Raw genomic sequence first — 22,778 nt, 5'->3', positions numbered from 1 at the left:
CAGCGCTAGTTTATATGCTTACGAATTATTACACTGGTGCTCATAATGTAATGGCAACAGGATGAAAGTGTGACGTTTAATTTTGACCAAACCCCACCTCGTAAAGATACCTATTCGTTTAAGTGGCAGAAATACAAAGGTAAGGACATTATTCCTGCTTGGGTTGCAGACACTGAATTTCGTTGCGCACAGCCTATTTTGGATGCAATTTCAGCACAAGTAGAGCACGGCAACTTAGGTTATGTATTACCTGGTCAGCATCAAGGCGCTATAAGCGCAATTCAGCGCTGGTTGAAACAAAAACATGATTGGGATGTAAAATCAGAATGGATTGTGTGGACACCAGGTGTAGTACCAGCGTTTAACGTTGCCTGTAAAGCGTATTGTGAACCTGGCGATAAGGTGCTTATTCAAACGCCTAACTACCCCCCATTGCTAGCGGCGCCAAAATTAAATGAACTAGAGCGCATCGATATTGGCACTGTGATTGACCCAGTATCAGAAGGAAAGCGTTATACGTTGGATTTTGAAGCATTAGAAGCCAATGCTGCCGACCCCAAATGTAAGCTATTCATTCTTTGTAATCCGATGAACCCAGTTGGTTCGGTGTTAACTAAAGCAGAGCTTGATCGGGTTGCTGATATCTGTAACGCGAATGACGTGCGTTTATGTTCAGATGAAATCCACTGTGACTTAATTTTAGAGCCAGGCGTTAAGCATATTCCGGCAGGACGTGAGGCTAACTTAGCCGACAACAGCGTTACCTTAATGGCAGCTAGCAAAACCTTTAACGTAGCTGGTTTAGGCACGTCTTTTGCGATTATTCCAGATCCTAAACTTAGGCAGCAATTTACCAGCGCAGCCGCGGGCATTATGCCTTGGGTTACCGTGCTGGGATTAGCCGCTACCGAAGCCGCATTTACGTTGTGTGATGATTGGCACAGTGCTCAAATTGACTATTTACGTGCGAACCGTGATGCCGTGTATGAAACGATAAACGGTATCGACGGGTTATCAATGTTGAAACCTGACGCTACCTTTTTAGCCTGGGTGGACGCAAGTGGTTTAGGCGTAGAAAACGTGCAAACATGGGCAGAAGAGAAAGGCGTAGGGCCTTCTCCTGGCGCAGACTTTCATAAAGCTGATCACTTCCGAATAAACTTCGGCTGCAGTCAGTCGATGCTTAATGATGTGCTACAACGTTTAGCTAAGTAGCCGGCCAGTTAGCAACTAATTACACGCTAGCCCCTATTTACGCGCTAACTATTAATTAAACACTAGCATATTAAAAAGCCCGTTTGCTTAACGCATAACGGGCTTTTTAGTGGCTAAAATTAGCGGATTAGATGAATAGGCTAGTCAGTTTATAAAGACCTAACCCCACCACAACCGATACCACTAAAACGCCTGCGATGTTACTCCATAGGGTATTTTTGAAATCACCGAGGGCTTTGCTTTTATTCATGACTACCAACAAAAAGATAGCAATAATAGGCAGCAATAAGCCGTTGGTAGCCTGAGCAAATAAGATAGCCGGCAAAGGTTTAAACCCTAATGCAGCAACGGCAACTCCGCACACAATTATTGCCAGCCATACCGTGCGAAATCCTTTACTTTTCATGTCGTCAGAAAGCCCCAGTGCTCCACAAACCGCATATGCAGCGGCAAGCGGGGCGGTGATGGCACTGGTTAGCCCTGCCGCAAATAAACCTAGTGCAAAGAACCACTGGGCTTTGTCGCCTAACACTGGCTTTAACTGTTCGCCCATGTTTCCGGCGTCCATAGTGGCGGCTTGATTGAAAAAGGCCATCATGGCCGTCGCCATCACCACAAGGGTAATTAAGCCGCCCATGCTAATAGCCGTTGCCGATTGTTTTCTGCACGCTTTAATCGCATCGCTTTTATCAGAATTCTTTTTAATCGTGCTTTGATTTTCCGTATTTGGGTTTTCCGAAGTCGTTTTGTCCGTGTTTGGGGAAGACTTCGCCACAAGGCTTGCATGAAGAAATAAGTTGTAAGGCACAATGGTGGTGCCTATTAACGCAAGTATGGTAGTAATAGAATCGGCGGCTAAACGGGGTTGCAGTAACTGGCTAAACATTAATGATATATCAGGCTTAGCCACAACAAGGGTAACGAAAAACACCCCAGCCATAATAAACACGAGGTACACCAGTACGCTTTCTATCCACGAATAGCTACCCGTCCAAAGCAGTGCGATAGCTAGCGCACCAAGAATAAATGCCCAAGTGCCTGTGCCAATTTCCCAAAACGCATCCAGACCAATGGCGGCGCCGGTAAGGTTGCCTGATTCATAGGCGGCGTTCCCAATACCAATTGCGCTAACAATTAACGCAATAAAAAGCATTTTCAGCCATGGTGTAGACACCATGTCTTTCATCGCTGATGCCAAGCCTTTGCCCGTTGCCACCCCTAAGCGAGCAGCCATATCTTGTAATACGATGGTGGCAAAAATTGAAAACAATAATGCCCACACCAAATGAAAACCGAAGTTAGCGCCTGCTAGACTTGCCGTTGTTACTGTACCTGGGCCAATGAAGGCTGCCGCGATAATATATCCTGATTTATCTTTTGCCATTGCAGTCACTCTTAGTTTAGTTTTGCTATCATGACAATAGGTTAGCTATTGCGCAACTACGCAAACAAACGCTATTGCTATTCGCTCACAGTGTTCTTGTGCTTTCGATACAATTGAAAAAATACGTTTTTAGCCAACGTTTTTAATCCAACATTGTAAACGGGCGCGAAGGGTACAGGTTATAAATAGGTCATTTCAACGGCTAGTAGGAAATTTTAATGTCAGAAACGGCGCGTCCCATCGATATTCTTTTGCCTGTGTTTGAAAAGGGCAAATTAACGCATGTACTACCTAGCGCTTACAAAGCCGACGGTATGATATTCGCCGTTGCGGCATCACCAGAAATTCCTATGCCAGAGCAGTGGATGCCATGGTTGATTCAAAGCTCTTCAAGTGCCCTAGTAGACAAAGATGTAGATGCTTTAGCGGATGTACTAATGAATAACTTAAGGGCTCACCTGCAGTGTATGACAGACGACAGCCCCTTAATGCCCACGCGCTGTGAGTATTCAGATGGTGAGGTTGATACTGCGCCTGAAATACCAGCTGAAGTAGCCCAATGGCTTGAAGGGTTACTTTATGTGCACCAGCAACTTGAAGACGTCTGGCAACAGGCGTGGGAAAAGCTAAGTGCAAAAGAGGCCTTGCGTGAAGATATCAATGCCTCAGATACCCCAGAGAAAAGGCTGTCTCGTTGCTTGAAGTTATTTACTACCCTAGCGAATGTTGAACTGGCGTTGCAGTATCGTAACCCCGGCCAAGCTCAACAGCTAAAAGAAAACTTACCCTTATTGTGGAAGCAGCTTCCTGCGATGATCCAAGATTATATTGCTCTGGCTGGAGAGCTGAGCGCAGCATTACCTAACCAATTTGAAACCTTTACGAAAACCTCTTAACGGGCTTTCTGGCGTTGCAGGTGTTTGCGCTGAGAAAGGGTATTTCGCAACGACTTCATATAGGCGTCTAACTCAGCCTTAGCGCTGTCGTAAGCGTTACTCAGCTCACTAGAGCCAGGTTGGCGCATCAGCGCTTTAAACGCCAAATCAGTTTGCGACAACAAGTCTTTTAAATGCTGGTTACTATCATCCATGTAGTTTCCTTTAGATTATTTAACGGTTATTCCATAACATCAGTCCGTGGTAATACGGCCTGTTCAATTTATAGCGGTTTTACTACTGCTAAACAAACAATAGCCAATATAAGCAGTACCGGAGCTTCATTAATAATGCGGTAAAATTTGGCACTGTGACGGTTTTCATCACGGGAGAATTGTTTTACTAGCTTAAACAAATAGAAGTGATAGCTATAAAGCGCAAGCAAAAGCATGAATTTAATGTGCAGCCAACCTGACATTTTAAACCACGTACTGCCGTAACTTACAATAAGTGCGACGCCAAACGCTAAGGTTAAAAAAGCGAAAGGGGTGACAAAAAACCATAGCCTTCTCTCCATCACTTTAAACTGATCTTTCACGTCTTGCGATGTGGCTTCAGCGTGGTAAACAAAAAGCCGAGGAAGATAGAAAATACCTGCCATCCACGCAAGCATGAAGAAAATGTGAAGTGCTTTAAACCATAAAATGTACATTGTTAATACTGTGCCTTTTGTAAAAAGCTTTGCAAAATATTCCAGGTAATAACGCCAATGATGTCGTTGTGTTCCTGATCGTAAATATAGACTGCGCCAGAACGCGTATTTTTAAGATGTTCATACACTTCATGCAGAGTGCTTTGGGCATTTAAGCCTTCCATCTCGTGATAACTGAGTGCATTAGCATCATGTTCTAAGCTCACATTATATTGGACCAGACGATACTGCACATCTATTTCAAATTTTGACTGCTGAATTACAATTTTTGTCGGATTTTTCGATAAATAGTCTTCTAGCGCTTTATCTGGCGCATCATGAAAAAGCTTATAGTCTTTGCTTAATGCAGCTAGTACACCGGTTTTTTCAAGGGCTTCGCGAATGGAAGAGATAGCATAGGGTAAGTTTTGATAGTCTAATTGGCGAATAAAAATAGACCGGTTGCCGAAAAACTGTGTTGATGTCACATAAGCAGGCACGATGACTAGCATAGCGGGCAGGATAATTTCAGGGCTGTAAGATAACTCCATTACCGCAGATAAGGCCGCTAACGGCGCATGAAGCACGGCGGTAAGCATGCCAGCAATGCCTAATAAGGCAAAGCTGTTAGTAAATTCAGGCACGTCAATAAAATATGACAAGGGCACCAATAGTACAGCGCCAGCAAGCATGCCGATAACCATGACAGGCCCAATAATGCCGCCGGGAATACCCAGCCCAATAGCAAATACAGCCAGCACGACCTTGCTCACTAAAATAGCACACAGTAAAAGGGTTTCTGGGTTACTGGCAAACAGCGTTTCAACATCAACAAAGTTGGCCCCTAGTGCCTCGGGCAACAACATACCCACGGTTCCCGTTATTAGCGCCGCCAGCATGAGACGCCACACCATAGGGACAGGTCTAAACCAGGTCATTACCCGCATAAGTTGATTATTAAATAATGTAGCGAGCATACCGAGTAATACGCCTAATAAAACGAGGTATAGGTACATCCATTGACTGAACGCAGTAAAAGACAAAAACGACAGTTCATTTACTTGCCCAAATACGATACGGGTTAGCACCGAGCCACAGGCGGCGGCAAGCATTACGGGCACAAATATATGAATTTTATATTCTCTCAGCACCACTTCCATAACGAAGATAACTGCCGCAAACGGGGTGTTAAATGAGGCGGATATACCCGCAGCAATACCACATCCCGCTAAAATACGAATGCTGTTATAGGGAAGTCGTAGCCATTGACCTAAGAAGCTGCTGGCCGATGCACCTAAATGAACGCAAGGGCCTTCTCGACCTACCACGAAGCCGCCGGCTAAGGCCAGCATACCGCCGAAAAACTGATTAATAGTGGTGCGAAAGGGAATATGGCCGTAGTAATATTTTACTCGATGGATAACAAAGGGAATACCCATTCGATAGTGCTTAAAACCAGTGATATAGGCAATAAGCAAAATACACAGCACGCTAAGTAAGGGCATGAGAAACCAAACCGGCCATTCATCATTGAACCACTCCCGCAGTGCGCCAAAACCTGACGCTTGAAGCCATTCAACGCAAAGACGAAACATGATGATCAGCGATGCAGCACTTACGCCGCCCACAATACCCAAGAGGCAAAGTTGTATAGACGTCCTCGGGTGAGCCACTTCTTGTCGTAAAGCCTGCAAACGCATGTTGTGATACAGTAGAGAAATCGTAGATATAAGCAGCTTACCACAAACACTTGAAATTCATAATGTTAAGAATTTTAATGTGTCTGGCTCAAGTAAATTAAGAACCAAAACTATTCATGACAACTGATAAATTGAAACAACTCCTAGGCGATTATAAGTGGTCATTGCTTGTCGCTGCTTTGTTACTGGTGATGATAGCGTTTGGCTACAAGTTAGCGCGAATAGTGGATGAGGGCGATAGCGTGAAGGTAGCCGCTCAAGATAAAACCATTGCGATATTAGTCAGTGAAAATAATCAATATGTGACTCAGGTTAATCAACTGGAAGTCGCATTACAGTTAACAGAACTTGAAAAAAAATCGATTACTGAGCAACTCAATAACGTTCAAGTCGAGCAGGCTGAGCTTCAACAGCAATTAGCTTTTTATCAGCGAATTATGGCACCTGAAACCACCCAAGATGGTTTTGTCATTGAAGGTGTAGAGGTTGTCTCACTGCCAGAGCCTAATCAATTTCAAATGCGTTTTGTCGTGCTTCAGCAGCGACAAAACAAAGCGTTAGTTAAGGGCAAACTTGCTGTCACCTTAGTAGGTGAGCGGGAAGGGAAGGAGTACACGGTTACTATTGGTGAGCCAGAGTTTATTCAGCAAGAAATTGAGTACAGGTTTAAATATTTTCAAGCCATTAATACAAGCTTTACGCTACCCGATGGATTTCAGCCTACATCAATTACCCTAGAAACTACTGTATACCAATATAATGCAAAGCGCGGAGACTTAGCTAAAACGGTTAAGTGGGAAGACGCATTGAATAGTGGCAGTATGTTAGAAGATACTCAGTAGCACCTCGTCGATACGTTAAATGTAAACCGACAGTGTTATGCAGTGGTTAGCGTTACTTGCATCGCTATCTCTCAAATAGAAAATAATACCCGTAACCTACTGCTATAGCAGGAAAAGCGGAATAAACAGTGGCTAGAATGGCCGCTTTTGGCGATAGGGCAATGGCTGGAAACAATGCATCACCGTCGTTACTAATAGCATTACCAAGCTGAGCTGAAAATGGCACTGCACCATTCAAATACAGACTGGTAATTAAAATTTGTGGGCCACACCCAGGTAAAAAGCCAACTAAAATTGCTAAGCCTACAACGCTTGCGCCCATCGATGTCAGCGTGGCACCTATATCTAGTCCAAACCACAGTATCGATAATTCAAACAATAAAAAAGCGACGACAACCCAAGCTAATACAAATTGGGTGTCTAACGCGGCTTTACTCTGCCAGCGTGGTGGAGGCGTAATAGCATCTTCTTTGGTAAGCGAGGCGTAACCGTCACTGCCACCATTTAACGACCACAGTGTAATTGCCGATAAGCACAATACAGCACCCATAAGTTGCAACGTTGGTTCCGTAATACCTAAATATTCATGAACTGGCGATTGAAACGACAAGGCCAGTGCGATGGCAAGTGACGGTAACGCTACAATCAGCCAAAAGTATGTTGAAAGTTTATCAATAGAAGAAGAAGCCGTACTTTGTGCTTGCTCACTGTCGTCGGTATTATGTCCTTCGTTGCCACCTGTACTAGCAAGAGCATTGGTCGAGGACGGTGGTTGGTAATTGTGGAAACGGTTCACAATAACGCCGGTTAGGGTACCCACCACCATTCCAACACCCATGACCGTTAAACCGTCAAGCGGCGCTTGTGCCAATAATAAGAACGCGGCGTCACCCATGGTACTTGTTAGTACAGCAACTACCGCACCGAAGCTTGTGACACCTCGCGTGTATTGCGTGACGACTATGATCGCGCCCCCGCAGCCGGGAAGGGCACCAAGGAAAGAGGCTAAGCCTACTTCATAAAATGGATGCTTGCGCATAAAGTCGCCGATGGCTTCAGCGGATACTTTTAACGTGGCAATGTAGTAAATAGAGAGTGATGCGTAAACAAATGCCGCTACTTGGAAATAGGCATCAGACAGAACCGCGATGGTCGCTTCCTGAGTGAATGAGTAAACAAGGAGCACAACAACAAACGCCGGTAAGAAGAGGCGCTTGTTTAACATTAGTGTTTTTTGCCTAATGCTGAATTTACTGACTTTTTCAGTTGAGGTTAGGGAAGACACTCTCGATTCCAAATGATAGCAATATGTGGTTAACCCACCCGATATGGTAAAAAATACAAGTTTTACCGAGGACACTTACAACGTTTTTCGTTAGCGACCTGTACTAATTCCTACGAATTCTCGCGTGATCAGATCATGCTGCAAACGCCAATAATGATAATGGTAATTATTATCATTCAATAGTAATCTGTCAATCTTCATCTTCAGCGCTTATAAATTACATGTATTGGGCAGCGCTTCTATAAATGCATCCATGTGGACTTTGATGATTACATTGATAGAAGCACTGTTGTTGAAAGGTAAAATAAGGATCCAAACCGTGCAGGGCGAAGTAGGCAAGAGTAGTAGTAAGATTGATTTCTTCAGATTAAGGGGATAGTTATGACAAATACCCGAACAGAAAGTGACAGCATGGGGGAGTTAGAAGTCCCTAGCGATGCGTTATATGGCGCCCAAACACAACGCGCAATCAATAACTTTCCAGTAAGTGGTGAGCGAATGCCGCTTACTTTCATTCGCACCCTAGTGACAATTAAAAAAGCCGCTGCAATTGCGAATAGAAAACTCGATACACTTGATGCTGACATTGCCGACGCTATCGAACAAGCCTGTGACACATTACTGAGTGACCCTGAGTTACAGCAGCATTTCCCTGTAGATATATTTCAAACAGGCTCGGGGACTAGCACAAATATGAATGCCAATGAGGTTATCGCTAACTTGGCGAATCAACGACAGGGTAAACGTGAAGGGGGAGTGGTTCACCCTAACGATCATGTGAACAACGGGCAAAGCTCAAACGATGTTATTCCCACAACTATTCATGCAAGTGCCGCCATTGAAGTGTCAGAGTCGCTTATCCCTGCTATTACTAGGCTAATTGATATTATAGATACCAAAGCGAATTCAGTGTCTGACTATTGCAAAACGGGCCGTACACATTTAATGGATGCTATGCCGGTTAGGATGGATCAAAGTTTACGGGCATGGTCTGCGCAGCTTAGCCAGCAGTTAGAAACAGTAAAAATGCTTCAACCCGCCATTCAAACGTTAGCGCAAGGTGGAACAGCAGTGGGCACAGGTGTAAATGCACATCCTGACTTTGCTGAAACCTTTGCTAGTAAGCTATCTGAGCTTACTGGCATCGCATTTACCCCTGCTGAGAATTGCTTTGCATTAATTAGTTCGCAAGACACTGCGGTAACCTTATCTGGCGCAATAAAATCTCTCGCGGTTACCTTAATGAAAGTTTCAAATGACTTACGCTGGATGAATTCAGGGCCACTTGCCGGTTTAGGTGAAGTATCGCTACCCGCATTACAACCAGGGTCATCTATTATGCCGGGCAAAGTGAACCCAGTAATACCCGAAGCGGTGGCAATGGCTTCGGCGCAGGTGATAGGGAACGATGCAGCCATAACAATAGGGGGGCAGTCGGGTAATTTCGAGCTTAACGTTATGCTACCTATGATTGCCGATAATTTGCTGTCGAGTATTAAGCTAATGTCGAATAGCTGTGTGCTGTTGGGCGAACAGGCCATTGAAGGATTTACAGTCAACCAAGAAAACCTTGAGAAAGCATTGGCGAAAAATCCTATTTTAGTGACTGCGCTTAACCCTATCATTGGATATGCGAAAGCCGCAGAAATAGCGAAAAAAGCTTACAAAGATAAAATGCCTGTTATCGATGTTGCTGAAGCGATGACTGACTTGCCAAGGTCTGAATTGGAATCGTTGTTAGATCCTAAAAAACTGACTGAAATTCAGCGTTAAGGCTGTTAATAGGGTGTTGAAACTGGCTTTGATACGCCGGTTGAAACGCTCTATGGACAAAATGTTGATTTACAAAGCGTGGCGCTCCACGCTTTTTTTATGGGTTTCGAATGTTATTTTTGGTCGATACTAGATGCCTAGTGCAAAGGAATGCTAGATTGTGATTGTTTTGTGAGCAGTTGTGCGCTTGTTAAGCGCTTGCCTATTGCCGATGAAGCGGAATTTGATAGAGTGCATACTCGCTTTAAGCCCTCATGGTTGGGCAGTTGAGCAATAAAAATTACTCAGGAATAATTAATGACAGATACATGCTTTCGCATGAAGGGCACCACACTAACCAGCATCGTGTTAGAAGTGATCGATTTTGATCCAGATACCTTTGAATCTCAGCTTGCTGAAAAGGTAAATAGTGCACCCCAGTTTTTCACTCGTTCATCGCTAATTTTGCATTTAGTCAAATCACTGAATGCAACCGAGTTCGAGTTGCTCGTTGCATTGTGTCGACGCTTTAAACTTCAACCTATGGCTGTACGCGGTGAAGTAGGGCCTCTGAGAAGTATCATCAACGACTTGGGCTTAGCGGATGTTAGCCAAAGTAAATTTACAGAAAGCTCGTTGAAAACCACAAAACCTGAAAGCACCACGTTAAAAGAGCAGGCCGCGAATGAGCCTGCAGCATCCACTCCAGTTTCTTCACCAGTGCCAACACCAGCACCTGCCACTAAACCAGTAAAGGTTATTAGCCGCCCGGTACGCTCAGGGCAGCAAGTATATGCTGAAGGTGGTGATTTGGTCATTACCGCGGCAGTAAGTGAAGGGGCAGAAGTACTTGCAGATGGAAATATTCACGTTTACGGCACACTTAGAGGCCGAGCTCTGGCGGGCGTAAAAGGCAACGTGCATGCCCGCGTTTTTTGTCAGTCGTTAGATGCAGAACTTATTTCAATCGCTGGGCAATTCATTATGCATGAAACCGTAAAAGCATCATGCTGGAAACAGCCCGCACAAATCTATTTAGAAGAGGACACGTTACGCATTGAGCCTATCGCCTAAGTGTTAACGTATTCTACAAGGAATTAAAAATGGCAAAGATTATCGTAGTAACATCGGGTAAAGGTGGGGTTGGTAAAACCACCTCAAGTGCGGCTATCAGTACAGGTTTAGCCTTAGCGGGTCATAAAACCGTCGTGATCGACTTTGATGTGGGTTTGCGTAACCTTGATTTGATCATGGGCTGTGAACGCCGAGTGGTTTACGACTTCGTTAACGTGATAAATAAAGAAGCTACACTGAAACAAGCGCTTATTAAAGATAAGCGTACCGACAACTTGTTTATTCTGCCAGCATCGCAAACCCGTGATAAAGACGCGCTTACCATCGATGGTGTTCAAGCCGTACTTAACGAGTTGAAAGAAGATTTCGACTTTATTATTTGTGATTCGCCAGCGGGTATAGAACAAGGCGCCCAAATGGCATTGTATTTTGCCGATGAAGCTATCGTGGTTACTAACCCAGAAGTATCTTCGGTACGTGATTCAGATCGTATTTTAGGTATTTTGCAAAGTAAGTCTTTGCGCGCTGAACAAGGAAAGCCGGTAAAAGAGCATTTATTGCTTACCCGCTACAACCCTCAGCGAGTAGAAAGTGCAGAAATGCTGAGCGTTGCTGACGTTGAAGAAATCTTAGCCATACCATTATTGGGTGTTATTCCTGAATCAGAAGCGGTACTTAAGGCGTCTAACCAAGGTCAGCCAGTTATTCTAGATTTAGAAGCTAACGCAGGTCAGGCATATTCAGACGCCGTTCGCCGTTTGTTAGGTGAAACCATTGAACATAGATTTCTAGAAGCAGAGAAGAAAGGGTTCTTTAAACGCCTGCTAGGAGGCAAGTAATGAGTATTTTCGATTACCTACTCAAGAAAAAGGAAAAGCCGCGCACTGCGGCCGTGGCCAAAGAGCGGTTACAAATTATTGTTGCGCATGAAAGACGCAAACGTACTGAGCCTGATTATCTGCCAATGATGCAGCAAGAAATCATTCAGGTGATACGCAAGTATGTGAGCATTGCAGATGACCAAGTATCGGTACAGTTGGAAAGCAGTGACGATTGTAGCGTGCTAGAACTAAACGTTACCTTGCCTGAAAACTAGAGCTCATCTAAGCTTCCCAGAGCCAACGACTTGCCATAAATAATGCTACCCATGTTTTGGTAACAAGACATGGGTAAACTGCTGTCGTTTATTTGCTTTGGTCTAACGTTATACCAAGTTGCTGCTTCGCTAAATGCACCACGGTAGGGTCGATTGGCGGTGGTTCTACTGTCACGCCTTCACTCAGCGCCTCAACAATGGTTTTTAACACGCTAATACGAGCAAACCATTTATGCTCAGCCTGTATCACATGCCACGGCGCCATTTGAGTATCGGTTTTATCAAACATCTCTTCTATGGCAGTAATGTAGTCATCCCGTCGGCCACGATTTCGTATATCTTCTTCGGTAAGCTTCCAGCGTTTGTAAGGGTTACTTAAGCGTTCTTCAAAGCGCTCTAATTGCTCGGCTGCTGAAATATGCATAAAGAGTTTTATAATTGTCACGCCGTCGTCAATTAATAGTCGCTCGAACTCGTTAATCTCCTGAAAGGCTCTTTCCCATGCAGGTTGTGGTGTGAAGCCTTCAATGCGTTCGACCATGACTCGACCGTAGTAAGAGCGATCGAAAATGGCAAGCCTGCCAGGTGTGGGGAGCCGAGTTTGAAACCGGTAAAGGTAATGGCGACCTTGCTCTTCTGGTGTAGGTTTGGCAAAGGGGTGAACTCGAAAACCGCGAGGATCGAGTTTTTCGGTCACCCTTCTAATCGCGCCGCCTTTTCCTGAGGCATCCCATCCTTCAAATACAATAATTGCGCGTCGGCCTTGGTGGTAGTAAGCCTGTTGAGCATGGAGTAACTTTTTTTGCCAGCTCTTCAATGCCTGTTTGTAGTGTTCATGTTCATCAATAGCGGGTGCTTGTGCTCCTTCTGGCAGCCTAAGCTTACGATTTTGAGGGGAAATAGAAGATACTGAATAAGTCATGTTAGTCCCGTCGGTTTCTTTTTAGAGTATGCCTTAAGGCCATGAGTGTCCATGTCGCCACTTATTTTCATGCTAAATGAAAGGCACTAGCTATTGTTTCAGTTAGTTTCACCCCAATAGTTGATAGCGTTACTCAAGTATTAGATAATTGGGTTATCGATGCGTGTACGCTAATGCGTGCAGGTGCACATGGTTAATGAAGAGGTGAGTATGTCTGTAGAAATGGCGTTGCCAATTGAGTTCTCTGATGCAGCGGCGACAAAAGTAAAAGCGCTCATCACGGAAGAAGAAAATCCTGCGTTAAAACTGCGGGTTTATGTTACTGGAGGCGGTTGCTCAGGCTTTCAGTATGGTTTCACTTTTGATGAGAAGGTGAACGACGGCGATATGACAATTGATAAAGATGACGTTACCTTAGTGGTAGACCCTATGAGCTTGCAATATTTAGTGGGCGGCGTTGTTGATTATGTTGAAGGTTTAGAAGGGTCACGCTTTTTAGTACAAAATCCAAATGCAACCACTACCTGTGGATGCGGCGCTAGTTTCAGCGTGTAAATGATTATCGGGCGTACACCGCATCTTGGTGTATGCTTGTCTCGCCTTTACAGTATAGTGCTTTTCTCCTCGTTAATTTTATGGCTAAACTAAGTGTGTAAATAAATTCACTCAGGTTGAAGCTATGAAACTGTATGGTTCGGTAACATCTCCATTTGTACGTCGAATTCGCGTAGTACTTTCCAACACGCCCCATGAATTCCTCGATTTACAAATATTCTCTGGGGAAGACAGAGCGCTACTCGCATCACGAAACCCCACCTTGAAAGTGCCTTGCCTAGAAGACGATGGGCAACTCATTTTTGATTCTAGAGTTATTTATAGCTATTTGGCGAGCAAACTCGACCATGACTCTCTGTCATGGGAGGAAGAAAACCTGCTTACTCTGATAGACGCAGCTAACGATTCATTCGTGCAATTGATGCTACTTAAGCGCTCTGATATCGATATCAATCAAGATAAGCTCATCATTCGTTTGCAAAAAGAACGTATCGAATCGGTTTTTTCATCACTGTCTAAGCAGCTCGAAGCGGGTGGTTTTAGTGGCTGGACGTATCCTGAAATATGTTTGTACTCAATGGTAGATTGGGTGCTATTCAGAGAATTGCACAGTTTTAAAGACTATCCTTTGTTACTGGAATTCCATGAAAAACACCGCGACCGTATAGAGTTAACCGCTACCGATCCCCGTCAGTAGCCTTTGTTAAAATCAAATTGATATAGAAGCGGTTCGTTGGCCATATAGCGTGTTGCGTTTGTAACAAACACGCCAGCTACATCCTCAGGTGATGATACTGCCGCAGTATGTGCAGTAATCACCACCTTGGGGTGGCTCCAGAACGGGTGCTGCTCTGGCAGGGGCTCTTGGGTGAATACATCAAGAACGGCGGCTCGCAGTTGCCCGCTATCTAATGCGTTTAGAAGCGCATCATCGACAATCGCACTTCCACGCCCTGCGTTGATAAACACACTGTGTGGCTTTAGTGCTTCAAAGAAAGCTTGGTCTAATACCCCTGTAGTCGCGGGGGTATCTGGCATCAGGTTTACTACATGATCGACTTTCTGAGTAAACTTGAGCAAGTCAGTTGCTGCATAGACGTTATCGAATCCCTCTATCGCTTGACCGCTTCTCGTTAAGCCAATTACTTTCATTTCAAAGCTTTTGGCCACGGGAATAAGTGCTTGGGCTATTGAACCTGCACCTAAAATGCCAAGGGTTTTACCCGTAAGAGGCGCGCGAGGACTTTCTTCCCAAATTGGGGGTTGGTGATTTTGGTTATGCGCGAACGCTGGAATATTGCGAGCGTATTGCAAAAGGTAGGCAAACACATATTCGCGCATTAGTTTTCCAAACACACCTTTTACGCCAGTGAGTATATAATCGCTTTTGTCCAAATTAAGCAGCGGTGCATTGCCAGCCCACGTGGATTGACACCATTTCAAGCCCGAGCATTGGTCGATAACTTTAGCCGCCAAATTAGGAGCGGCAAGTAATACCTCAACCTCGTCAGGGTTGATTTGTTCAGAAGTCGTAACGGCTTGGCAGATATGCAAAGTATTAGGCGTGGGCCATGCATTTGCTATTTCCTCTGCTAGTGCATTGGCATCTTCACTGAGAATAGAGACGTTGAGTGTAGGCGATTGAGTTGACATAAGTGAGCCTTAAGAATCTTTATTGGTGGCTTTTACAATTAGCACACGAATACATAGCTTAAATAGTTAACGCAGAATAGATACTGCTAGTGAGGATACCCTAAGATAATCATTCACATAAGGCAACGCTACCGCTCGAACTAAAGAAAATGTCGAACATAGCCGATAACAACCTAGAATCCTTTTCTTCTAGGGCCTAAACTTACCAAGGCTCTAGGTTTTTTTACAGGCGACGTAACATGTTTCAATTTACCCTGAATGTATCCCTTCATGCGCCCATCTCTTTTTTGTTTGCAGCATTCCACGAACCTGAATACTTATCTGAATGGTTTGCGCCGGGTAATTGTAAGGTATCGCAAATAATGAGTAGCTTTAAAGAAGGCGGAAGGTATCGCATAAAATTGCTTGAACCCAACGGGGTAGAAATCGCACTAACTGGCGAATACGTGACTATTTTAGCTAACGAGAAGCTTGTGTTTTCTTGGGCGTGGGAAGATGGCGTAGAAGAAACCGTCATGAGCTCAGTGGAAATTTTATTTGAAGAAACGCGCGAAGGAGAAGTGGCGTTAACGTTAATTCATAGTGGTTTCAATAACCAAGAAGAATGCGACCAGCATCAATATGCATGGATGTCTTGCCTAGAAAAGCTTGCAGTATTAGCCGATAAACAAGTGGCGTTTAACTAGTGCGCTATTACTAGCGAACAGTATTACTAAAGATATAAAAAAAGCAGTCATGAAATGACTGCTTTTTATTAACTGATTACAAGATATTTGCACCAGTAGTGAGGTTAACCTTATAAATTAGGTTACCCTTATTTAGGTTAACTCTATTATTTAGGTTAAAGACTCCATGGCTGCTTTGCCGCTTTCTTCGCGGTAAGTATTGTAGTCAGTATAACCTTCTTCACCGCCACCGTACCATGTAGATGGGTCATCAAACGCCGCCAGCGGGTAGTTGTTTTTAAACCGTGTCGGTAAATCTGGGTTAGTGATCCAAGGTCGCCCGAAAGCAATCATGTCGGCATCACCGTCGCTAATACGTTTCTCTGCCTCTTCTTGGGTGTAACCACAGTTACCTATTAACATGCCGTCGAACAATGCACGAAACTCAGCAAGTGTCATCGGCTCACCGCGTTCATGGAAACCAAACGCTAGGCCATCCATCACATGTAAATAGCCAAGGTTAAGCTTATTAAGTGCTTGGGCGACATAAGTGAATGTATCGCGAAAATCATCTGCACCCATGTCATTAAATACGCCGTTAGGCGATAAACGCACACCGACTTGCTCTGCAGGCCAAATCTCTAGTACAGCGTCCATCACTTCACTAAGGAAGCGATATCGATTATCTACGCTGCCGCCATATTCATCACTACGTTGATTGCTGCGACTGTCTAAAAACTGATTCAGCAGGTAACCATTAGCTGCATGAACTTCTATACCATCAAAGCCTGCAGCTTTAGCATTAACCGCTGCATGTTTGAAATCAGCAACCGTCCTACGAATGTCATCTTGTGTCATTGCTCGTGGCACTTCGTAAGGTTTCTTACCTTTTGGTGTGTGAATTTCATCACCCTCAATGGCAATAGCGGAAGCAGAGAAAGGGAGGTCGCCGTCATGAAAGTCACTGTGAGAGGCACGGCCTGTATGCCATAATTGAAGGATAATCTTGCCGCCAGCTTCATGCACTCTTTCGTTAATAGAGCGCCATCCTTCTACCATTTCATCCGTATAGATGCCGGGGGTGTCTACCCAGCCAATACCTTCTTCTGATATAGCTGTCGCTTCGGTAATAATAAGGCCCGCATCGGCGCGCTGTACGTATTGGTCGCCCATGATTTTGTTAGGTATGCGGTCACTACCTGCACGGCCACGTGTCATTGGTGCTAATACCATGCGGTTTTGAAGCGTATTGTCTGCCCACTCTAGAGGCTTAAACAGAGATAACTCTGACATTTGTCGTTCCTTTTAAAACTGTGTGTTAGTGATTACAGAAATGGACGCGACTTGGATTGATTCAAGATGAAAGGATATGCCGATTGGCACTAACAAATAGCAAAATGAGTGCGAGGAAGGCGAGGGGTACCCTGCGAAGTTAGTAATGCAGATGTTAATAGCGTAATCCGAAAGAGGCGTTAACTAATGAAAAAGTGCTAAAACTAAAAAGAAAAAAGGCCATCAAAATGACGACCCATGCGGTGGAAATGAGAGGGGGGGCTTTAACTAGCGCAGTAGTAACCCTGCAAGGTTCACGTCAAATCGTACGCCCACCACCCATACATCATCTAACGATTGAAGGCGGTCACGCTCGCTAAACTGGTCAGGATTGATTATATAATGCACGTTAGGTTGAACCCGTATGTTGTCATTAATATGAATGCCATAACTTAACTCCATCATTGTTTGACTGCTTTCAGGGCGACCTAAACCACCTTTTGCTTCGCGCAATATACGTTGGTCTTCAATGGCATCTTTATTGTAAAACTGTTGAGTGACGACAAAGCCTATAGTGTCTTCATCTCTTCCTGTGAAGGTACCGCGTTTAACAAAGCCTGCTTTAATATATTCATCTTCTATGAGCTCACCAGATGTGCCCGCTAACACGGCACCAAAAATAGTAACACTGCGTTTAGAATTTAAATTTGGACGTAAAATGGTTTGCTCGAATCGGGCGAAAATACCAGAGCGCCCATTTTGTGTTGCATAGTCATTACCGGTGACAGCAGCAAAATTACCATTCTCATCTTTAGCTGGATCGGTATAGTCCGCGCCATCATACCAACCGCCAATTTCATAGCGTTTTGGGTAGGCGTCATTTTCCCATGTAGTTTGATAGCCCAATGTCACAGGTACGACTACGCCAGTAGATTCATCCGTTGACCAATCAAAGCCATGATCACTCAAATCTTGGTGAGGAGTGTTCTCTTCATACACTCCAGTATGAAAGTAGATTTCAGGCGAAAGCCAGTACTTCGCGTGACCTCCCCAACTTGAAACAGGCCACCATGTAAAGTTACTGGTTTTAAATACAAAGGTGGGGTTACCGCAGGCAGAATTCGTTTGAAAGTACTGACATAGCTCTGAACCAAGAAAGCTGATGTTTGCCACGGTTCTGCCAACCTCTACTTGTAGCTGGTCGTCAAAAAAGCTTTTCTCTACGGTAAGCCTGGCTAAACGGGAGTTTTGGCCGCCATAGATTTCTTGAACAGACGTACTGCTTCCAATATGTGTAGCCGCTAGGTTTTGTCCGTGACGATTAGTAAATGCCACATGGACTTTAGTATTTTCCCAACCTGCAAATTTTTCTAAGTCTATTTCTGCGCCCAAAAATAATTGACCAGCATAAGCACTCCCTTCACGCTTACCCCCATCAACATTAGCAGCGGCTTCTCCCGTGTAGCTAGCCAGCCATTCTATGTATTCCGATGTATCTTGAGCAGAAAATGCAGGATAAGAAAAACTGACTAATAAATAGCAGGAAGTAAGTGTAAGTGGCTTTAAAGCCAAAGTTTTTTGCTTTAACCAATGAAAAGTATGCTTCATATCTTACCCTTAGAGTTGATTGAACGTGCTTATAACTTGCACTTATCTTTGTGCTCATCACGATGTTTCTATTTGTTTCCAACGCCTAGAACAAAGTGAGCTCAAGTTACATCGTGTTAACAGTTTCGTATGGGAAACGCAATTTAATGCAGTTAAAGGAATAAATCAATCATGTTTATTTATTTTTATTTTACAAAGGTGTTAATGGTTGAAGTGAGGCAGTATGATGTTTTGTTAGTGCGGACATACAATTTTTATAGACTTTTGTAGTACCTTTTGCAGGTTTTAATGCAGTTTAAACCTTGTTTATTATAAAGAATTAATAAGATTTGGAATGATATGGATAATTGAAGTGATCGCATTGATGTGAATTTGTTGTGACTTTTGTAGTCTGGTTCGTTATTAAATAAGTCTTGTTGATTTATTGACATGGACATTTTTTGTTGTTTAAATTGCTCAACAAATTGTTTACAAGATGAGGTTGGGGTGATGCAAACTAAAACGCCTATAGTTTCCAGAGATATGCTATTGCCGTTTATTCTATTGACGGTGTGTTTTGCTGCATGGGGTGTTGCCGCCAACATGACAGATCCACTAGTGAAAGTCTTTAGTAAGATATTTACTATGTCGTCACTACAATCGGCCTTAGTTCAGTTCGCTTACTACGGTGCTTATTTCTGTTTAGCGATACCCGCAGCCTTTATTAATAAACGATACTCTTATAAAACGGGTGTGCTAGTAGGGCTAGGATGTGCTGCAGCCGGTGCCTTTCTATTTTACCCAGCAAGTCAGACAATGACATATGGCTTTTTCCTGATGGCCTTGTTTGTGATGGCCGGTGGGTTGTCTATTTTGGAAACGTCCGCTAATCCTTATGTCATGGCGATGGGCAACGAGCAAAGCGCCACCAGAAGATTGAACCTAGCACAGGCATTCAACCCTGTAGGGACAAACTTTGGCGTATTCTTAGCCGCTACGCTCATACTACCTAATCTGAATCAGGCGTCAGCTGAAGAGCGAAGTGCTATGTCTATGACTGAGCTAAAATCTGTTATAGGTGCTGAACTGGATGCAGTGATGATCCCCTATGTCGCTATGGCGTGTGTACTTCTAGTGGTTTGGGTTGCCGTAGCTTTGATTAAAACCCCTGTGGATGAAGCCACTGAGTCTAAAGCTGACGATATCGATATCGCAGCATCATTGAAGCGCCTAGTGGCGAATAAGCATTATCGCTTTGGTGTAATGGCGCAGTTTTTCAATGTAGGCGCGCAAACCTGTGTGTGGACTTTTACTATCCAATACGTCATGAAAGCGATTGGGGGTAACGAGGTGCAAGGTGGCGATGTACTTCAATACAGCATGATAGTGTTTCTTATTTCACGATTTGTGATGACGTGGGTAATGCAGTATCTCTACCCAGCACGACTGCTTATGGTGATGTCACTGGTGGCAGTAGGTTTGTGTATTGTTATGACACAATCGCCAAATATCGTTGGTGTGGTGGCACTAATTTCAATATCTGCATGTCTATCGCTAATGTTTCCTACTATCTACGGCATCGCATTAGAAGGGCTAGGGAAAGATACTAAACTTGGCGCGGCGGGCTTAGTAATGGCTATTTTAGGTGGTGCAATTATGCCACTCTTCCAAGCTGCAATTATCGATTCAGCAGGTATTGTCGTTTCTTATATTGTTCCTGCTATATGCTTTATATTTGTGGCTTGCTATGGACTGTTTGACATTAAAGCAGTTAAAAGTCCTCAGAAAGTATCCATTGACGATTTGAAGACCAACAATTTGAAGACAAGCATGGCGAAGTAATACTTACTTTACTGTAGTGATGCTCATCATGATTTAAAAAAATGCCAGCCTTTGCTGGCATTTTTTTATGTGAGATGAACGGCGAAGTAGATTGGCACAAGAAGCAAGGATCTAATAGTTGCAGGTAACGTTGGGTGGACTAAAAATACTAGTAGATAAGATTGCAGCCTCAATATCAAAAAGCCAATTACATAAAATTCGAGTAGCGCAGAAAACTAGATTAACTGGTAATTTCTGTCGTTCATGCCAATACTAACTTAATGGTTTTCAACTACTATTGGGATTATGAATAATTGGTCTGGCTCTATTAACTCAAATATCATCAGCCATTTTTCGGTATTTTTGGTTCTACTTGGAAGCTATACGTTTTCACTTGGCGTTTACGCCGAGCAACGAAACACAATTACTTTAGCCACCTCAGAAGCGAGTCCATTCAGTAGCGCGCACAACCCTAAACAAGGGTACGTAAACGAGGTCATTCACCTTACATTTGAAAAAATGGGCTACATCCCCAAAATTGAATTCTTTCCACATGCTAGAGCGATATATCTCGCCGACGGCGGAAAAGTTGAAGGTGTTTTTCCACTTCGCGATAGCACAGTACGTGTTGAGGGGATGATATATTCCGATGCTATCCGTGGTGGGAGCATCAACTATCTTGTCCATAACAGTCGAAACATTCATAGCTTATTAAACACCGAATTAGGCGATTCGATATCACAATTCAACAACTTAGGCCTTTCCCGTCTTGGGGTTTTACGCGGTGCACAGTTGCCGTTGAGTCTTCGTGAGGCTGAAAATATCGATGTACTCTTAGCCAAATCATTACCGACATTGTTAGATATGTTAGATAGGGGGCGAGTTGACTTTATTTATATAGATGAATACAGCGCAAAACAAACAATAACTAATCATCGTCCCCACTTATCACAGAAATTTAAATTCATTAAATCGCTTAGAAAAAGCAATCCCCATTTCTTAGGGATATCGAAAAACTTGCCCGACGCCCCCCAAATTATTGCGCGTTTCAATCAAGCATTGGCTTCTCTAGAAGCTGATGGAAGCATCGATACAATATTAAAGCGATACGGTATTTTCATCGAGCCGGAAAATGTCGTTACAGAGAGAAAATTAATAGTTGGTGCGCCTAATATTAATGGTATTGAAACCGCTATTAGATACTTGAATGACAGCGGTACGACTTTCCCAGAGCAAGATATTCAGTGGCGTGTCATGGAGGAGAGTATACTCAGAAAGCACATACAGGGAGATTTTGCAGTTAACGAAACACAGTTTGACTTAGTAATGCTAGGTAATTTCGAGGTGCCTATTTGGGCCAGAAATGGTTGGTTGTTACCTTTTCCCGAGCCGCCCTCGAACTACGATATGAAAGATATTATACCCATCGCAAAGCATTCAAATACATACGAAGGTGAGGTCTATGGTTTACCGTTTGTAGGAGAAACAACGCTAACCTTCTACCGAAAAGATCTGTTGCAGAACGCTGATATTAGTTTGCCCAAGCAGATGACTTATAGAAACCTAAGCGCCATTGCTATGGAAATTCAAGATCCCAAATCGCAACTGTATGGTGTAGGGCTGCGCACAAAAGTAGGTTGGGGGCAAAATATGGCATTAATTGGCACCATGGTAAATACGTACGGTGGAAGCTGGTTTGATGAAGATATGAAGCCGCTGCTTACTTCTAGGTCGTGGGAGCGAGCAATCAAGGACTATGTTTCAATCGCGGTAAACAACGGTCCCCCAGGTGAATACGATTTAGGGTGGAAAGATAACCAGCAACTCTTTGCTGACGGAAAATTAGCATTCTTTGTTGATGCATCATCATTAGGTGGCTACATCTTAGATCCTTCTTCTTCGAAAGTTTCGGAGAATGTCGGGGTGACTTATGCGCCAATAGGAACAACACCAAAAGGGGCACAATGGTTTTGGTCGTGGAATTTCGCGATACCTCATTTAGCTCACAATAAAGAAATAGCACAGCAATTAGCTTATTGGTTAACTTCTAAAGCGTTTATTACTTCGGTTAAAGGTAAGTATGGTTATTACGCAGCGCCAGCTGGCACTCGTCATTCAACCTACAGTGACAGCTATATAAACGCTATTCCTTATGCTAGCTATGAATACAACGCACTGCTAGCAACTGAGCTTGATAATATTAATGTCCCCACGACTGGAAGCCAGTTTGTTCCAATCCCAGAATTTACGGCGCTCGGTTACCTTGTGGGAGTTCAGATAAATTTAGCAGTGAAGCAGCAAGTTACTATTCAAGAGGCATTAAAAACAGCGCAACACCAATCTGAAGCCGTAATGAGGCGCGCTGGTTATTATAACAACTGAAATTCCC

At 43.8% G+C, this 22,778-nt stretch carries 21 protein-coding genes; 12 read left to right on the top strand and 9 right to left on the bottom strand.

Annotated features, from left to right (window positions below):
* Window positions 1–69: 69 nt before the first annotated feature.
* Entirely contained in the window at window positions 70–1,215 is a 1,146-nt protein-coding gene (locus AV939_RS16020) for a MalY/PatB family protein (RefSeq protein WP_057789707.1), read from the top strand.
* Between the two features lie 127 nt (window positions 1,216–1,342).
* On the opposite strand, the gene AV939_RS16015 is transcribed toward AV939_RS16020, so the two are convergent.
* Entirely contained in the window at window positions 1,343–2,599 is a 1,257-nt protein-coding gene (locus AV939_RS16015) for an Nramp family divalent metal transporter (RefSeq protein WP_057789709.1), read from the bottom strand.
* 218 nt (window positions 2,600–2,817) lie between these two features.
* Between AV939_RS16015 and AV939_RS16010 the strand changes: the two genes are divergently transcribed.
* Window positions 2,818–3,495: a UPF0149 family protein gene (locus AV939_RS16010; protein WP_057789711.1), complete on the top strand. Its 678-nt coding sequence runs from the start codon at window positions 2,818–2,820 to the stop codon at window positions 3,493–3,495.
* On the opposite strand, the gene AV939_RS16005 is transcribed toward AV939_RS16010, so the two are convergent.
* The 3 genes from AV939_RS16005 to AV939_RS15995 all read right to left on the bottom strand — a co-directional run bounded on the left by AV939_RS16005 (window position 3,492) and on the right by AV939_RS15995 (window position 5,865).
* On the bottom strand, window positions 3,492–3,689 hold the full coding sequence (locus AV939_RS16005; RefSeq protein ID WP_057789713.1) for a hypothetical protein: 198 nt from the start codon (window positions 3,687–3,689) through the stop codon (window positions 3,492–3,494). The genes AV939_RS16010 and AV939_RS16005 overlap by 4 nt on opposite strands.
* Window positions 3,690–3,757: 68 nt before the next feature.
* Window positions 3,758–4,186, bottom strand: coding sequence for a protoporphyrinogen oxidase HemJ (gene hemJ / locus AV939_RS16000; protein ID WP_057789716.1), 429 nt, complete (start codon window positions 4,184–4,186; stop codon window positions 3,758–3,760).
* A 2-nt stretch (window positions 4,187–4,188) separates the two neighbouring features.
* On the bottom strand, window positions 4,189–5,865 hold the full coding sequence (locus AV939_RS15995) for a chloride channel protein (protein ID WP_057789718.1): 1,677 nt from the start codon (window positions 5,863–5,865) through the stop codon (window positions 4,189–4,191).
* Window positions 5,866–5,981: 116 nt separating this feature from the next.
* Between AV939_RS15995 and AV939_RS15990 the strand changes: the two genes are divergently transcribed.
* Window positions 5,982–6,707, top strand: a complete 726-nt coding sequence (locus tag AV939_RS15990) for a DUF6776 family protein (RefSeq protein WP_057789720.1) — start codon at window positions 5,982–5,984, stop codon at window positions 6,705–6,707.
* Between the two features lie 64 nt (window positions 6,708–6,771).
* Here AV939_RS15990 and AV939_RS15985 read toward each other — a convergent pair whose 3' ends face one another.
* Entirely contained in the window at window positions 6,772–7,932 is a 1,161-nt protein-coding gene (locus AV939_RS15985) for a putative manganese transporter (protein ID WP_063456791.1), read from the bottom strand.
* A gap of 441 nt (window positions 7,933–8,373) precedes the next feature.
* Here AV939_RS15985 and AV939_RS15980 point away from each other — a divergent pair, with 441 nt between their 5' ends.
* The 4 genes from AV939_RS15980 to minE all read left to right on the top strand — a co-directional run bounded on the left by AV939_RS15980 (window position 8,374) and on the right by minE (window position 11,914).
* The gene (locus AV939_RS15980) at window positions 8,374–9,765 is read left to right on the top strand and encodes a class II fumarate hydratase (RefSeq protein ID WP_057789725.1); all 1,392 of its coding nucleotides are present in this window, start codon (window positions 8,374–8,376) and stop codon (window positions 9,763–9,765) included.
* A 297-nt stretch (window positions 9,766–10,062) separates the two neighbouring features.
* A complete protein-coding gene (gene minC / locus AV939_RS15975; RefSeq protein WP_057789727.1) occupies window positions 10,063–10,818 on the top strand; it encodes a septum site-determining protein MinC in 756 nt (251 codons plus the stop codon).
* Between the two features lie 29 nt (window positions 10,819–10,847).
* Window positions 10,848–11,657 carry a septum site-determining protein MinD gene (gene minD, locus AV939_RS15970; RefSeq protein ID WP_013782808.1) on the top strand — a complete coding sequence of 270 codons (810 nt, stop codon included), beginning with the start codon at window positions 10,848–10,850 and terminating at the stop codon, window positions 11,655–11,657.
* Window positions 11,657–11,914 (top strand): cell division topological specificity factor MinE, encoded by a 258-nt coding sequence (gene minE / locus AV939_RS15965; RefSeq protein WP_057789728.1) that lies wholly within the window; start codon window positions 11,657–11,659, stop codon window positions 11,912–11,914. Before minD ends, minE begins: the two co-directional genes overlap by 1 nt.
* Window positions 11,915–12,002: 88 nt before the next feature.
* Here minE and AV939_RS15960 read toward each other — a convergent pair whose 3' ends face one another.
* Complete coding sequence (locus AV939_RS15960) at window positions 12,003–12,836, bottom strand: polyphosphate kinase 2 family protein (RefSeq protein WP_057789729.1); 834 nt, start codon at window positions 12,834–12,836, stop codon at window positions 12,003–12,005.
* Window positions 12,837–13,046: 210 nt separating this feature from the next.
* Between AV939_RS15960 and erpA the strand changes: the two genes are divergently transcribed.
* Complete coding sequence (gene erpA, locus AV939_RS15955) at window positions 13,047–13,391, top strand: iron-sulfur cluster insertion protein ErpA (RefSeq protein WP_013782811.1); 345 nt, start codon at window positions 13,047–13,049, stop codon at window positions 13,389–13,391.
* Between the two features lie 124 nt (window positions 13,392–13,515).
* Window positions 13,516–14,088: a glutathione S-transferase family protein gene (locus AV939_RS15950; RefSeq protein WP_057789730.1), complete on the top strand. Its 573-nt coding sequence runs from the start codon at window positions 13,516–13,518 to the stop codon at window positions 14,086–14,088.
* On the opposite strand, the gene AV939_RS15945 is transcribed toward AV939_RS15950, so the two are convergent.
* The gene (locus AV939_RS15945) at window positions 14,082–15,044 is read right to left on the bottom strand and encodes a D-2-hydroxyacid dehydrogenase (RefSeq protein ID WP_057789732.1); all 963 of its coding nucleotides are present in this window, start codon (window positions 15,042–15,044) and stop codon (window positions 14,082–14,084) included. The genes AV939_RS15950 and AV939_RS15945 overlap by 7 nt on opposite strands.
* A 239-nt stretch (window positions 15,045–15,283) precedes the next feature.
* On the opposite strand from AV939_RS15945, the gene AV939_RS15940 reads away from it, so the two are divergent.
* A complete protein-coding gene (locus tag AV939_RS15940; RefSeq protein WP_057789734.1) occupies window positions 15,284–15,730 on the top strand; it encodes an SRPBCC family protein in 447 nt (148 codons plus the stop codon).
* A gap of 150 nt (window positions 15,731–15,880) precedes the next feature.
* Here the strand turns inward: AV939_RS15940 and AV939_RS15935 are convergent, their stop codons facing one another.
* Window positions 15,881–17,002 (bottom strand): alkene reductase, encoded by a 1,122-nt coding sequence (locus AV939_RS15935; protein ID WP_057789736.1) that lies wholly within the window; start codon window positions 17,000–17,002, stop codon window positions 15,881–15,883.
* A 267-nt stretch (window positions 17,003–17,269) separates the two neighbouring features.
* Window positions 17,270–18,589 (bottom strand): carbohydrate porin, encoded by a 1,320-nt coding sequence (locus AV939_RS15930; protein WP_082604826.1) that lies wholly within the window; start codon window positions 18,587–18,589, stop codon window positions 17,270–17,272.
* Between the two features lie 489 nt (window positions 18,590–19,078).
* Here AV939_RS15930 and fucP point away from each other — a divergent pair, with 489 nt between their 5' ends.
* Both fucP and AV939_RS15920 read left to right on the top strand, forming a co-directional pair.
* The gene (gene fucP / locus AV939_RS15925) at window positions 19,079–20,410 is read left to right on the top strand and encodes an L-fucose:H+ symporter permease (RefSeq protein WP_057789737.1); all 1,332 of its coding nucleotides are present in this window, start codon (window positions 19,079–19,081) and stop codon (window positions 20,408–20,410) included.
* A gap of 285 nt (window positions 20,411–20,695) precedes the next feature.
* Window positions 20,696–22,771 carry an extracellular solute-binding protein gene (locus AV939_RS15920; RefSeq protein WP_057789739.1) on the top strand — a complete coding sequence of 692 codons (2,076 nt, stop codon included), beginning with the start codon at window positions 20,696–20,698 and terminating at the stop codon, window positions 22,769–22,771.
* The last annotated feature ends 7 nt before the right edge of the window (window positions 22,772–22,778 follow it).

Source organism: Alteromonas sp. Mac1 (assembly GCF_001562125.1).
Taxonomy (GTDB): Bacteria; Pseudomonadota; Gammaproteobacteria; order Enterobacterales; family Alteromonadaceae; genus Alteromonas; species Alteromonas stellipolaris.
This window is presented reverse-complemented; position numbering and strand designations above follow the sequence as displayed.

What these genes read in the sequence shown, in the direction of transcription:
- AV939_RS16015 (WP_057789709.1), bottom strand. Translation starts at nt 2,599, where the DNA reads ATGGCAAAAGATAAATCAGGATATATTATCGCGGCAGCCTTCATTGGC.
- AV939_RS16010 (WP_057789711.1), top strand. Translation starts at nt 2,818, where the DNA reads ATGTCAGAAACGGCGCGTCCCATCGATATTCTTTTGCCTGTGTTTGAA.
- AV939_RS16005 (WP_057789713.1), bottom strand. Translation starts at nt 3,689, where the DNA reads ATGGATGATAGTAACCAGCATTTAAAAGACTTGTTGTCGCAAACTGAT.
- hemJ (WP_057789716.1), bottom strand. Translation starts at nt 4,186, where the DNA reads ATGTACATTTTATGGTTTAAAGCACTTCACATTTTCTTCATGCTTGCG.
- AV939_RS15995 (WP_057789718.1), bottom strand. Translation starts at nt 5,865, where the DNA reads ATGCGTTTGCAGGCTTTACGACAAGAAGTGGCTCACCCGAGGACGTCT.
- AV939_RS15990 (WP_057789720.1), top strand. Translation starts at nt 5,982, where the DNA reads ATGACAACTGATAAATTGAAACAACTCCTAGGCGATTATAAGTGGTCA.
- AV939_RS15985 (WP_063456791.1), bottom strand. Translation starts at nt 7,932, where the DNA reads ATGTTAAACAAGCGCCTCTTCTTACCGGCGTTTGTTGTTGTGCTCCTT.
- AV939_RS15980 (WP_057789725.1), top strand. Translation starts at nt 8,374, where the DNA reads ATGACAAATACCCGAACAGAAAGTGACAGCATGGGGGAGTTAGAAGTC.
- minC (WP_057789727.1), top strand. Translation starts at nt 10,063, where the DNA reads ATGACAGATACATGCTTTCGCATGAAGGGCACCACACTAACCAGCATC.
- minD (WP_013782808.1), top strand. Translation starts at nt 10,848, where the DNA reads ATGGCAAAGATTATCGTAGTAACATCGGGTAAAGGTGGGGTTGGTAAA.
- minE (WP_057789728.1), top strand. Translation starts at nt 11,657, where the DNA reads ATGAGTATTTTCGATTACCTACTCAAGAAAAAGGAAAAGCCGCGCACT.
- AV939_RS15960 (WP_057789729.1), bottom strand. Translation starts at nt 12,836, where the DNA reads ATGACTTATTCAGTATCTTCTATTTCCCCTCAAAATCGTAAGCTTAGG.
- erpA (WP_013782811.1), top strand. Translation starts at nt 13,047, where the DNA reads ATGTCTGTAGAAATGGCGTTGCCAATTGAGTTCTCTGATGCAGCGGCG.
- AV939_RS15950 (WP_057789730.1), top strand. Translation starts at nt 13,516, where the DNA reads ATGAAACTGTATGGTTCGGTAACATCTCCATTTGTACGTCGAATTCGC.
- AV939_RS15945 (WP_057789732.1), bottom strand. Translation starts at nt 15,044, where the DNA reads ATGTCAACTCAATCGCCTACACTCAACGTCTCTATTCTCAGTGAAGAT.
- AV939_RS15940 (WP_057789734.1), top strand. Translation starts at nt 15,284, where the DNA reads ATGTTTCAATTTACCCTGAATGTATCCCTTCATGCGCCCATCTCTTTT.
- AV939_RS15935 (WP_057789736.1), bottom strand. Translation starts at nt 17,002, where the DNA reads ATGTCAGAGTTATCTCTGTTTAAGCCTCTAGAGTGGGCAGACAATACG.
- AV939_RS15930 (WP_082604826.1), bottom strand. Translation starts at nt 18,589, where the DNA reads ATGAAGCATACTTTTCATTGGTTAAAGCAAAAAACTTTGGCTTTAAAG.
- fucP (WP_057789737.1), top strand. Translation starts at nt 19,079, where the DNA reads ATGCAAACTAAAACGCCTATAGTTTCCAGAGATATGCTATTGCCGTTT.
- AV939_RS15920 (WP_057789739.1), top strand. Translation starts at nt 20,696, where the DNA reads ATGAATAATTGGTCTGGCTCTATTAACTCAAATATCATCAGCCATTTT.